At 43.0% G+C, this 12,477-nt stretch carries 11 protein-coding genes; 10 read left to right on the forward strand and 1 reads right to left on the reverse strand.

Features of this window, described 5'->3' with window-relative positions; genetic code table 11:
- Positions 1-15: 15 nt before the first annotated feature.
- The 3 genes from flgJ to flgL are packed head-to-tail and all read left to right on the forward strand — an operon-like array spanning position 16 to position 4,267.
- Positions 16-966, forward strand: coding sequence for a flagellar assembly peptidoglycan hydrolase FlgJ (gene flgJ / locus ACM0P2_RS05050; RefSeq protein ID WP_173359442.1), 951 nt, complete (start codon positions 16-18; stop codon positions 964-966).
- A gap of 27 nt (positions 967-993) precedes the next feature.
- A complete protein-coding gene (gene flgK, locus ACM0P2_RS05055) occupies positions 994-3,036 on the forward strand; it encodes a flagellar hook-associated protein FlgK (RefSeq protein WP_159119402.1) in 2,043 nt (680 codons plus the stop codon).
- A 7-nt stretch (positions 3,037-3,043) separates the two neighbouring features.
- Positions 3,044-4,267 carry a flagellar hook-associated protein FlgL gene (flgL, locus tag ACM0P2_RS05060; protein ID WP_159119403.1) on the forward strand — a complete coding sequence of 408 codons (1,224 nt, stop codon included), beginning with the start codon at positions 3,044-3,046 and terminating at the stop codon, positions 4,265-4,267.
- 5 nt (positions 4,268-4,272) lie between these two features.
- Here flgL and ACM0P2_RS05065 read toward each other — a convergent pair whose 3' ends face one another.
- A complete protein-coding gene (locus ACM0P2_RS05065) occupies positions 4,273-5,250 on the reverse strand; it encodes a hypothetical protein (RefSeq protein ID WP_419227385.1) in 978 nt (325 codons plus the stop codon).
- A 239-nt stretch (positions 5,251-5,489) separates the two neighbouring features.
- Between ACM0P2_RS05065 and ACM0P2_RS05070 the strand changes: the two genes are divergently transcribed.
- The 7 genes from ACM0P2_RS05070 to ACM0P2_RS05100 all read left to right on the forward strand — a co-directional run bounded on the left by ACM0P2_RS05070 (position 5,490) and on the right by ACM0P2_RS05100 (position 12,328).
- The gene (locus ACM0P2_RS05070; RefSeq protein WP_105930241.1) at positions 5,490-6,341 is read left to right on the forward strand and encodes a flagellin; all 852 of its coding nucleotides are present in this window, start codon (positions 5,490-5,492) and stop codon (positions 6,339-6,341) included.
- Positions 6,342-7,130: 789 nt separating this feature from the next.
- Positions 7,131-7,976: a flagellin gene (locus ACM0P2_RS05075; RefSeq protein WP_419227386.1), complete on the forward strand. Its 846-nt coding sequence runs from the start codon at positions 7,131-7,133 to the stop codon at positions 7,974-7,976.
- 720 nt (positions 7,977-8,696) lie between these two features.
- Positions 8,697-9,536: a flagellin gene (locus ACM0P2_RS05080; protein ID WP_105930239.1), complete on the forward strand. Its 840-nt coding sequence runs from the start codon at positions 8,697-8,699 to the stop codon at positions 9,534-9,536.
- Positions 9,537-9,630: 94 nt separating this feature from the next.
- Positions 9,631-10,119, forward strand: coding sequence for a flagellar protein FlaG (locus ACM0P2_RS05085; RefSeq protein WP_419227387.1), 489 nt, complete (start codon positions 9,631-9,633; stop codon positions 10,117-10,119).
- A 13-nt stretch (positions 10,120-10,132) separates the two neighbouring features.
- Positions 10,133-11,563, forward strand: coding sequence for a flagellar filament capping protein FliD (fliD, locus tag ACM0P2_RS05090; protein ID WP_159119406.1), 1,431 nt, complete (start codon positions 10,133-10,135; stop codon positions 11,561-11,563).
- A 22-nt stretch (positions 11,564-11,585) separates the two neighbouring features.
- Positions 11,586-12,014, forward strand: coding sequence for a flagellar export chaperone FliS (fliS, locus tag ACM0P2_RS05095; protein ID WP_105930236.1), 429 nt, complete (start codon positions 11,586-11,588; stop codon positions 12,012-12,014).
- Positions 12,011-12,328, forward strand: coding sequence for a hypothetical protein (locus tag ACM0P2_RS05100; RefSeq protein WP_159119407.1), 318 nt, complete (start codon positions 12,011-12,013; stop codon positions 12,326-12,328). Before fliS ends, ACM0P2_RS05100 begins: the two co-directional genes overlap by 4 nt.
- Positions 12,329-12,477 lie beyond the last annotated feature (149 nt).

The raw sequence follows: 12,477 nt of genomic DNA on the forward strand, positions 1-12,477 counted from the left end.
AGTGGAATAAATACGATGGAATCACTCAGCACAAAAACTCAGCTTGATATGGCTCGAAACGTCCATGACATGGGCAGCATAAACAAAATGCGCGAAGCCATTGCGTCAGGCGATGAGACAGTATTGCAAGAAGCTGCGCAGCAGTTCGAGGCGATATTTGTGCAAATGATGCTGAAGTCTATGCGTAAAGCACAAGATGCCCTTGCTGACGAAAACAGCCCGTTTAATTCACAGCAAGTTAAATTTTATCGCGACATGCACGATCAGCAGCTCGCCACAGACTTGACATCAGGCGGTGGCTTAGGGCTTGCAGACGTTATTGTAAAACAGTTAGGGCAGACAGAAGATAGTTATACGCCCGCGAGCGTGATTAGAAGTGACGGTGATTTATCTTCTTTAAATAGAAACCGCGTACAAAACGTCGCGCAAGCTCAAGACGCAGCCCTTCACTCTGAATCAATAAAGAGCAGGTCAGCGCAAAAAGACGCCATGTTCGAGACACCTGAACAATTTATCGAAAGCCTTATGCCGATCGCCGAAAAAATAGCAGAAAAGTATGGCATGGATCCCAAAGCTATTGTGTCTCAGGCCGCAGTAGAAACGGGGTGGGGTAAATTTGTAATTCACAAGTCAGACGGCAGCAGTTCACATAATCTGTTTGGCATAAAGGCCAACAAGGGGTGGCAAGGTGAACAAGCGGTGGTGGACACATTGGAATTTAACAATGGACTTCCGCAAAAACAAAAAGCGGCATTTAGATCTTATTCATCGGTAGAAGAGGCCATGGAAGATTATGGCCGATTTATCACAACGCAGCCTCGCTATAGTCGGGCTGTTGACAACGCGTCTGATGCCGTCAAATACACAAGCGCGCTTCAAGAAGCGGGCTACGCTACTGACCCTGAATACGCAAGCAAGATAATGGCCGTTTATAACAGCGATCGTCTTCGCGGGCTAATGCCATAATTTCGGGTCATCGGTGAGGAGAATACAGTGAGTTCGGTTGACTTATATTCATTAGCGACAAGCGGCGTAAATGCCAGCAGTAAGCTATTGCAAACAACGAGCAACAATATAGCCAACGTGAACACGCCAGGCTATGTTCGTGAGCGCACTGAACTGCAAAATAGCCAAGTATTTGGCGTCGAAATTGGCAACACCGAGCGTATTATCAATGTGTTCGCCCAAAACCAACTTAGAAGAGATATTACGGCTGTTGGTGAGCTTGAAGCATTTTCTAGCAAAACAACGGCTATTGATAACCTGTTGGCAAGTGAAGCAAACTCCATTTCAAAAGGGTTGAGCGAATATTTCTCAGCGCTTCAAACCGCCGCTGACGATCCGACTAACCTCGCATCACGTGAGCAAGTACTTAGTAAGTCTGAGTCTCTCTACAATCGTATGAGAACCTTGTCGGATTACATGCTTGAAAAAGAAGAAGAACTCAATCTTGAGTTCACGTCGATGGTAAACAGAGCGAATACGTTGATTGGCAGTATCGGTGATTTGAATCGCAACATTGTTATTGCAAATGGCAACAGTACGAGCGACCAGCCGAGTGCCCTACTTAACGAGCGAGACCAAGCTATTGATGAGCTTGCCTCAATAATGGGAATAACCGTAAAGGAAAGTACAACGCAAAACGGCGCGGTAACCATTAACCTTACCTCAGGTGAGTCTCTCGTTCTTGAAAACGGTGCGTTCAATCTTTTCGAGTTGAGCTCTAGCGCTGATTTGACCACCAAGGAAATCAAGTTAGAAACTGATTTTGGTTCACAAACTAAAAATAACGCATCCTTACGTATATTAGAAAGTGATCTTGGCGGCGCATTAGGCGGCCTATTCAACTATCGAAATGAAGTCCTAGGCCCAACGATGCGTGACGTTGGTCAGTTATCTGTAGCCTTTGCGGACGCTATGAATACGCAAAACAAGCTGGGTATGGACCTAGATGGCCAAATCGGTGGTAACATTTTTGACATTCCCTCGTTCAGAGGCTTAGCGTATGAAGACACCAATGGTGACTACGTAGTTACAGCACAGATCACGGAAGGCAAGGGCGCTGAATTAACTGATGCTGATTATAAAATTGAAGTAACGGCGGTTGCTGCTGGGGTACCCAGTGAGATAGAAATTACGTTTTTAAACCCAGACGGCACGCCCAAAAAAGACGGTTCAGGCACAGACATCATTTTTTCAAACTTTGCTGTGACACCTGGTTTTAACGAGTTGCCCGGTGGTATTGAAATCGACTTTTCGGGAAGCGATCCTTACACCGTTGGCAATACATTTTTAGTTCAGCCTACTAAAGATGTAGCTTCAAAAATAAGTTTTGCGACAAATCGTCCTGAAGATTTAGCTTTTGCTAATCCCGTGAGGGCAGGGGCTGATAGCGCAAACTTAGGTAGTGCAAATATTATTGATGTTGCCGTATCAAACACAGAAGTAGGAACGTCAGCCTTTGATGGAGCGGGAGGCATTCTAAATTCTGCGCCTGCTCAAATCAGTTTTACGGCGGCTGATACGTATAATGTTTTGGATGGAAGTGGAACGGTGCTCGCTACCGTTACTGGCACAACGAACTTAAATAATCTTATCAGCCAAGCAGGCATTAGCCCTGACCCAGGGTTTGATCTGAGTTTAGATGGCGTGCCGAAAGCCGGGGATAGCTTTTCAATTAGCTATAATACAGATGGCTTTAATGACAATAGTAATGCGCTTAATTTAGCCGCTCTTCAAAGTGAAAATAAAGTACAGGTGAGCAGTGAAGCCACCAATAAGCCTCGTACGTTTCAGGATGCGTATGCGTCTATGGTTGGGCGAATTGGCGAAGACGCTTCAATGGCTAATGTTTCACTGGCCTCAGCAGAAGCGATGAAAGTGCAATCGCAAAATTGGTTTGAGTCTGTTTCGGGTGTAAGCTTAGATGAAGAAGCGGCTAACTTAATAAAGTATCAGCAAAGCTATGCCGCAGCAGCGCGAATTCTATCGACCGCTCAAGAGCTGTTTAATACCATTCTGCAGTCAGCAAGGTAGGTGATTTATGCGTATATCAACGAATCAAATTTATGACCAAAACATGCGCTCGATTATGCAGAACCAGGGCGATTTGGCAAAGACACAAGAGCAACTGGCCTCGGGCAAGCGCATAATTACGCCCAGCGACGACCCTGTTGGTGCGGCAAAAGTACTTCGCTTGACTGAAGAAATTGACGAACTCACCCAGTTCCAGCGTAACAACGATTTGGTTACTGGTTCACTTGAACAGCAAGAGGCGGTGCTCACCAATATTACCGACTCAATTAACCGTGCCCGCACGCTTATCGTTCAGTCGGGTAACGGTATTCTATCTGACCCTGATAAACGCGCTATAGGGGCTGAATTAGAACAAATTAAGCTCGAAGTGTTTGATCTTATGAACACGCAAGATGCTGATGGGAATTATTTATACGCTGGCTTCCAATCAGGTAACCAGGCGTTTGAATACAACCCAGCTGCAGGTGGCAACGCCATTACGTTCGCGGGCGATCCTGGAGTAAGCTTCGTTCAGCTATCAAATAGTTCGAAGATTCAATCAACTAGTAATGGTTACGAAGTGTTTGAAAACGTGCTATCACGCTTTAAATTCTCGGTTGATAGTACTATTGGCGCTACAGTGAACACTGCATCGGTTAAACAGCAGGGAACATTCGACACTTTTTTTGACAAAAACTATGACCCGGTAAATGCTGCGAACAACGATTATCGTATTAATTTTTTAGCGTCAGGGCAGGCTGAACTTGTCAATCAAGGAACCGGTACGGTTGTCGACTCAGTTTCCTATATATCTGGTCAGCCTTTCACTATAAAGGGAATGGAGTTTGATGCGACGGCCGCGCCTGGCGATAGTATCGACTTATCCTTTAATGCGCCTGAGAAAAAAAGCATGGCCCAGTCTATTCACGAAATTCAAACGATTTTGATGGATTCCACAATAGATAATTCAGCGCTTCAAGAATCGATAGCCGATGCATTAGTAGGTTTAGATAACGGGCTTGAAAAGCTTTCTTTAGAGCGTGCTTCGATTGGTAGCCGGTTAAATATAGCCGAGAGTACTTACGAAAGTAACCTAGATATGGAAATTGCCGCGAAAGCGCAGCGTTCGTCAATTCAGGATGTGGATTACGCCGAAGCATCTACTGAATTTGCGAAGCAAGAAACGGCATTAAGTGCTGCGCTAGCTACTTTTCCTAAAGTGGCCAACTTGTCGCTATTTGATTTTGTTTAGCCTTTCTAATTTGTTAATTCACTAACGCCGGGTAAACACGCCAAATAAACTCGAGCTTCGTTGTCTACATGACAAGAGTAGTAGGAAACATACAGGCGGTCGTTTTCTACTACTAAACCTGGATAACTCGTATCTTTACTGCTTGGCAACGTATGTAGTTCTTCAAGTTTTTTCGAGTCACTGTTGAACAGCCATATTTTCGTAGAGAACTCTCTAGTTTCCCATTTGACGTGTCTTCCAGCGACAATAAATCGATTTCTACTTATTGCTACAGCCGCAGGACCGCCTATGTAAATTCCCAAATCGTGCCATTCCCATTTAGTAAAAGGTGGCTTCGATGTGCCAAATTGTGCACTGAAAGTATCGGCATCTCTTCTTAAAAATACCGAGGCGTTGCCGTCGTCATCAAACAAGATTGTGCTTTCATTAGGGTAACCTTTGCCTTGCTTTTTTAGGTTAAAAACATCCTCTTTATGGGGCCGCATTGTGCGAGTGGGGTCGCCCTTATAAAGAGATAATGTGTTTGAGGGCCGATTGTAAGCAAATCCGTAGGCTTCAGAACCAAACCATTCATGGTTCCACAACCACCAACCGCTTTTACCAAAACTATTTTTGCCTGACCAAGATTGTCCTGTAGTTGAAAAGTAAGTCAGCATTTTAGTGACCATTTTTCCGGTAGCTAAGTATGTTTTTGCGTAAGTAGTTAGGATAAGCCGTGTCCCATCGAAAGAAAATTTAGGATCTCTTAAATCTGCATTGTTTTCTCTGATTGTCATTTTCCTGAGAACGCGAAAAGTCTTTTTTTCTACTGTCAGAATAACGAGAAAACCATCGGCACTAACGTGATTAGTTGCTAGGCGATAACAACACAGTAATGTTTGACCGCCTTCGTCGAAAGGATTTTTAATTAAATCGGTGAATGCACAATGGGCAGCAGGCTTAGAAATACGCATTAAATTAACTAGATTCAACTTTTTTTCCACCTTAAATCTTCCTTAAAAATCCAATGGTTACAAACGCATTTGCGGGTTCTTGGCGGCAATATATTACCGCTTATCGGCAAAAATCGTAATTTTTCCTAAAGGGAATTTACATTTTGTCGATACAGATTCTGAGAGAGCCAGTTCATCAATTACCCCTCAGGTCTTGATGACTACTAAAACAAAACGTCGGCAATGCCGACAGCCAGCGCACGCTGGACTGAGAGTGTAGGAGAGACTTTATGTCTATGTTCGTTAATACCAATGTATCCTCATTGAATGCCCAGCGTCAGCTATTTGATGTTAGTAATTCTTTGAGCACGTCTTTTGAACGCCTTTCTTCAGGCTTCCGTATCAACAGCGCTGCTGATGATGCTGCAGGTCTACAGATTACCGATCGAATGACTTCACAAATTCAAGGACTTAACCAAGCTGTACGTAATGCAAACGATGCGATTTCACTGTCGCAAACTGCAGAAGGTGCACTATCTGAAACAACAACAGCTCTACAACGTATACGTACGCTTTCTATTCAGTCGCAAAACGGTATCAACAGCTCAGCTGACCGTGTAGCACTGCAAAAAGAGGTGTCAGCACTACGTACTGAGATTTCGCGTATCTCTACAACAACACAGTTTGCTGGTGTAAACATTCTATCAGGCGATTTCTCTGCTAAATTCCTTGTAGGCGCCAACGCAGGTCAGACTATTTCTGTAAACCTTTCTAGCCCAACGCTAACACGTGCTGGAGTTAATGGTTTTAGTGCGACGGGATTGAATATCACAGGAACTGGTGTTGACGTTCTTACGAGCGAAAACGCTTCTGGTCTTTTAGCAAAAGTAGACAGCGCCATATCTGCAATTGGTGGTTTACGCGCAGACCTAGGTGCGCTACAAAACCGTTTCCAGTCTACAATTCGTAACTTGAGCAACATCTCAGAAAATGTTTCTGCTGCGCGCTCTCAGATCAAAGATACGGATTTTGCTACTGAAACGGCAAACCTAACGCGTAACCAGATTATTCAGCAGGCAAGCACAACTGTATTGTCGCAGGCTAATCAGCGTCCGCAGGCAGCATTATCGCTACTTGGTTAATACTATATCGAGAGTGGAGCCAGGAGGTAGTGCTCTAGTCCACAAAGCGATTCATAAAGCCGATACCGATATGGTATTGGCTTTATTTTTTCTCGGTTAAAATAACTTACGTAGTCAAACGATAAAAAGGCGATTAACCATCGGCATTTTTTAATTTTTGAATTACCCTAGTATTAATTCGTCAGACCCACCCCCTATCTTGCTTCAATACTACTTCCGCTAGAAGTTTTTCCAACCCTATGTGTTTGATAATAAGTAACTTTCATCCGAAAACTAAAAAACCTCCAAAATATTTTAAAAAACACTAAAGTAATTTTCCCCAAGTGACGATAACTATTACAAAGGGAGGTATAAGAGGTTTTATACTTCCTGAGCCAATAAAATAGTGGTTTACATTATCAATATTTAGCTTTTGATGGGTAGATAACTTTTTTTAAATTGGTTTTAAAGTTAGGAAAAACAGTGTTTTATCTTTGTTTGAATAAATTTTTAAAAATTTCTAAAGAAAATTTGTTTGAGTGACGATAAATAAGAAGGTTTGTTGGGCGAGGGACTGCTGACTGGCGAGAGTGAAGCCAGGAGGTAGTGAGAGGTTTGAGGTCTGGAACATCAAACTCACCAGCCAGCAAAGAGAAGTAACTTCTCTGTATAGCAAGTTTTATCGGTAGTGTGCCGGTAAAACGTCAGATTACTCTGACACCTGAATAAAGCACAGGCTATGCCATTTTTAAAACTACAGCGCAGATAATAAAAACAATAGCGCAATCTCGAAACTGTTAGGAGAGACCCATGAGTCTATTTGTTAATACCAATGTGTCATCGTTAAATGCACAACGTCAATTATTCACAACTGGCAATAACTTAAGCACTGCTTTTGAACGTCTATCATCTGGTTTTCGAATCAATAGCGCTGCCGACGACGCTGCTGGTCTTCAAATTACCGACCGTATGACATCTCAGATTCAAGGTCTGAACCAAGCGGTACGAAATGCAAACGATGGTATATCGCTTGCACAAACGGCTGAAGGAGCGATGTCTGAGACCACTACGGCGCTTCAACGCATTCGCACTTTAGCGATTCAATCACAGAACGGTATTAATAGCTCAGCGGACCGTGTTGCGCTTCAAAAAGAAGTCTCTGCACTTCGCACGGAAATATCGCGCATTTCGACGACAACGCAATTCGCAGGTGTAGACATTTTAACGGGTGATTTTTCTGCCAAGTTCCTTGTTGGCGCCAACGCAGGGCAGACTATATCAGTAAACTTGTCTGCACAGGCACTGCGTCGCGCAGGTGTTAATGGTTTCAGTGCGACAGGCCTAGGAATTATCGCTGACGACGTGTTAACCGAAGCTGGTGCATCACGTTTGTTAACCGCGGTAGACAAAGCAGTATCGGCAATTGGCGGCCTACGCGCTGATTTAGGTGCCTTACAGAACCGTTTTCAGTCAACTATTCGTAACTTGAGTAACATTTCTGAAAACGTGTCTGCGGCAAGATCGCGTATCAAAGATGCTGACTTTGCCACTGAAACGGCAGAGTTAAGCCGCAACCAGATATTACAGCAGGCAAGTACCACAATTCTTGCCCAGGCGAACCAGCGCCCACAGGCTGCATTATCACTACTTGGCTAATTACCAAAGTTAGTTATTAGGCGCTTATTTGGGAAGGAGTTGAGAGGCCATCCCCTGAAGAAAGGTTAGCGGCCATTTAGGCCGCTCCTTTGAGAAAGCGTCGACTAACAGGACTGAGAGTGTAGAAGTGTTGGTTGAGAGGCCAGTTTATCCTACTAAACCCTGCCAGCCGACAGAAACTGAATTTGCTCAATCTCCTAACGTGAGCAAATTGGCCGAGATTAAATTGTCTCGGCCTTTTTTTATTTTTACCGAAACATCCCACCAATTTCAAACTGCGGTAGAGCAACGCCGCGAGTTCATAGTATCTAAAGCATATTAAGTGCCAACTTAAAAATTATAAGATCATATCTGTCTCCAACTTATCACTCACCACCAAAATTGTTCCCTTTAATCTACTTCGTTTAAGAACGACTACTCTTTCTCCTTCCTTGAAAGGACCCAGTTAGTACGATTGATACTGCGTTAAATTAGAATTAAATCTTCGATAAAAATTTATTTTTTGCTTTTAAATCATTGCTGTAGATTGCTGGGTCTAGTTTTTTTTAAAAAAAATAAAAAAAAAGCTAAAGAACCTAAAGCCTTGGCCGATACCTATTGTTGAGGGGTAATTTAATTTACTTTTATATTGAGGTGTTAGCGGGAGTAGTGACCCAGCTAATATGAACTGGAAGGATTTGATTATAGCAGTTTTGCCATCGAATCCCTAGGAGGTAATCTATGTCTTTATTTGTAAATACCAATGTTTCATCGATCAATGCGCAGCGTCAGCTTTTTGACGTGAACGATCGTCTAAACACTTCGTTTGAAAGACTTTCATCGGGATTCCGCATTAACAGTGCATCGGATGACGCTGCAGGTCTGCAAATTTCTGATCGTCTTACATCGCAGGTACAAGGTCTTAACCAGGCCGTGCGAAATGCTAACGACGCTATCTCTTTGTCGCAAACAGCAGAAGGTGCGCTTAGCGAAGTTACTACAAGCCTACAGCGTATACGTACTCTTGCTGTACAATCACAGAACGGTATTAACAGCTCTGCTGATCGTCTGGCACTACAAAAAGAAGTGTCTGCTTTACGTACAGAAATTTCACGCATCGCTACCGATACACAGTTTGGTAACGTGAACATATTAGATGGTAATTTTTCTGCGAAGTTTCTTGTTGGTGCTAATGCCGGCCAAACAATTTCGGTAAATTTGTCATCAACAAATCTGGGTTCCATTAGCGGATTCAGTGCTACAGGTCTTGGCATCACTACAAACAGCGTTGCTACAGCGGGCGGTGCATCAGCCTTACTTAGTGATGTTGACGCTGCTATCTCTGGTATTGGTGCGGTTCGTGCAGACCTAGGTGCACTTCAGAACCGTTTTCAGTCAACTATCCGCAACCTGAGCAATATCAGTGAAAACTTATCTTCGGCTCGTTCACAAATTCGAGACACAGATTTTGCTGCGGAAACAGCAGAGTTAACGCGAAACCAGATTATTCAGCAGGCATCTGTTTCTGTACTAAGCCAGGCAAATCAGCGTCCACAAACTGCGCTGTCTTTGCTCGGATAAGCTATACTTTAAAATAGCGACCTTAGTTGAGATGTAGCGGGTGCTTGCTTTTTAAGCAAGGGCCCGTTTTGTTGTTTCAGTCGGGAGGTATTACGTGGAAATTCAAAATACCCAAGTTGGCCAAGTGTTTGCATCACTAGCTCCTAAGAATTCTGAAGTTGTTGAAGCTGATATTCAGAATAAAATTGCTGTTCTTGAAAGTAGTGAACCGGCTACATCTAGCGATACGCGTCGAGGCAATACGCGACTGGCAATTGATGAGTCGAATAATACAGAAAGGCAGCAAATTCTTTCTCAAGGTTCTCAAGCGCAGGCCGATAAGAGTGAAGAAGAGCGTAATGGCATTGAGTTAGATGATGCTGTTGCGAAAGTTGAATCATTCTTAAAAGTTCAGAATCGGGATTTAGCGTTTACTATTGATGAAAATACTAATCGTTCGGTAGTGACAGTTAAAGATTCAAAATCTGGTGACGTAATAAGGCAAATACCTTCAGAAGAAGTGTTAAAGCTTGCCGATCGGATCCAAGAGTTACAACAGGATGTTGGGGACAGTGTGGGAGTGTTTATCAACAATCAAGTTTAGTTTGAGGTAAAGTATGACAATTCAGTCTCTAGGTGTAGGATCAGGTTTAGCCCTTGATGATCTTGTACAGCAACTTCTTAGCGCAGAACGCCAACCCAAAGAGGAGCGTTTAAATGCAAAAGAAGAGCGTATCGAGGCTGAAATATCTGGCCTTGGTAAGATAAAGTCTAAGCTCTCTGACTTTAAGGACGCCGTTGACGAACTAAGAAGCGATAATGGCATTAATGGTCGTGAGCCCACCATTTCTAATCCCTCAGAAGACAATGATGTTCTTTCTGCCGAGGCTTCTAACTCAGCGCTTCGCGGGAGTTACGAAATTGTTGTAGAGCAGCTAGCGTCTGGCAGTCGAATTACAACAGACGCAGGTGCATTCACGTCAAGCAGCGATCCCGTACTTACTTCAGGAACAGGCTCATTAACGTTTGACGTGGGCGGAAGCAAAAGCTTTACCGTAGATGTTACCGCTGGGATGTCACTCACCGCATTACGCGAAAAAATAAACAACTCTGATAACAACTTTGGTGTAACCGCAAACATCATTGATACAGGAACCGGTGCAGGGCCTCGATTAGTATTCTCGTCGAGCGAAACTGGCAATGGAAACGATCTCGTTATTACCAATGACACTGGCGCTACAGAGTTAGATAGATTGTCAACGGCAGGTGGCACAAACAATATCAGTGCCGCAAATATTCAGAGTGCAAAAAATGCGGTAGCTTATATCGACGGAATTGAAGTTCAAAGTAGCTCCAATGAATTTGAAAACACGATTCAAAACGTTTCCTTTGAAGTAAATGAAGTCTCACCAAAAGATGCTGCAGGCGATTTCTTAGCTACTAAATTGAACATTGGTTATGACAAAGAAGGTTTAGATAAAAAGATCAGAGATTTTGTCGATAACTACAATTCACTGATTGATGAAATAAAAACTTTGACGCGCTACGGTGAATCTGAGCTTGAAGACGATGGCGCATTAGCAGGAGATTCATTACTGCGTGGTATACAAAGCGGATTAGCTTCTATTGTTGGCGATAGCGTAAGTTCTTCTTCATTAGGAGGGCTCTTCCAGATCGGTATTGAATTTAATGATGACGGAAAGCTCGAAGTCGGCACAACTGATTTTGGATTGGGTTCTGGCGAAGACAGACTGGAAGATGCTTTAGAAGATAATTTCGATGAAATAGCAAAATTGTTTACAGACCCTGACGAAGGCATCGCAACTCGACTTTATGACTTTTCTAAAGAGTACACCTCATTTAGTGGACTAATTAGCTTGAGAGAGCGCGCAGCCAAGGATGATAGGGATGATATATTTGATGAACGTGAGACCCTCGAACTGCGTATGTTGAATTATGAAGAAATCCTTCGAGATAAATATTTAAACCTCGACCAAACCGTAGCGCAATTAAACCAAACTGGTTCCGCGCTTTTAGCGTCGTTATAAAAAACATAAATTTGGAGTTTTTATGTCACTTAAAGGTATAAATGCATATCGCAAAGGTAACCTTAAGCAAGATATTGCTAATGCCGATCCGCATAAACTTACACTTATGCTTCTTCAAGGCGCATTAGACAGAATTGCATACGCTAAAGGTGCCATGGAACGCAAAGAATTAGTAGCCAAAGCCGATTTCATTTCAAAAGCGAATGCGATCATAATGCATCTGCGTGACACTCTTGATTTGGAAGTGGGCGGTGAAGTCGCTGAGAATATGTTTGCGCTATATAACTATATGATTGAGCGCTTGAACGATGCACATTTTAACAACGACTTGAATATGTTAGATGAAGTGTCTAGCCTATTAACACCTATCCGAGATGCATGGGTACAGATTCCTGAAGAGGCGAAACAGGAAGCTTACGAAGCCCAGCGTCAGAAACGACAAGCTGTGTGAAACTACAAGACCTTAACCACTCTTTAACGCCAACAGCGCTGCAAAACTTAAACGAAAGCATTGCGGCGCAGTTACTGTTGGACCAAGAAAAACCCTCTGATTACGCTATGCTGAGAACATTGTTAGCAGAGCGAGATTGCCTTATAAAAGACCACTTAAACTCACTTTCTGTTAGCGAAAAGCGGCAATTTTCTGAAAAAGAATTGATCGTCAATCGCCTCCTCGAGGAGTTGGCCTTTAAATTGCTTGAATCTTCAAAAGAAGAGATTATTCAATTTGTTAGAGGCAAGGCTGCAGTCAAAAAATACAAATAGAAGTATTTTTGCTTTAGACAGCATTGGTTTATTCATTTGACATAGCTTTTATACTTGAGCCTCCTGTAAACTCCTCTTGTTGCGTCAAAATTATGTCTCGTTCTTAAATAAAACTAAAATTTTAGAAATCGTATAATTGGCAGAGCTCT

Source organism: Alteromonas sp. OM2203 (assembly GCF_048517045.1).
Taxonomy (GTDB): Bacteria; Pseudomonadota; Gammaproteobacteria; order Enterobacterales; family Alteromonadaceae; genus Alteromonas; species Alteromonas gracilis.

Excerpts from the sequence above, each read along its gene's own strand:
- fliS (WP_105930236.1), top strand. The coding sequence starts at position 11,586 with ATGTCACTTAAAGGTATAAATGCATATCGCAAAGGTAACCTTAAGCAA.
- flgL (WP_159119403.1), top strand. The coding sequence starts at position 3,044 with ATGCGTATATCAACGAATCAAATTTATGACCAAAACATGCGCTCGATT.
- ACM0P2_RS05075 (WP_419227386.1), top strand. The coding sequence starts at position 7,131 with ATGAGTCTATTTGTTAATACCAATGTGTCATCGTTAAATGCACAACGT.
- ACM0P2_RS05070 (WP_105930241.1), top strand. The coding sequence starts at position 5,490 with ATGTCTATGTTCGTTAATACCAATGTATCCTCATTGAATGCCCAGCGT.
- flgJ (WP_173359442.1), top strand. The coding sequence starts at position 16 with ATGGAATCACTCAGCACAAAAACTCAGCTTGATATGGCTCGAAACGTC.
- ACM0P2_RS05080 (WP_105930239.1), top strand. The coding sequence starts at position 8,697 with ATGTCTTTATTTGTAAATACCAATGTTTCATCGATCAATGCGCAGCGT.
- fliD (WP_159119406.1), top strand. The coding sequence starts at position 10,133 with ATGACAATTCAGTCTCTAGGTGTAGGATCAGGTTTAGCCCTTGATGAT.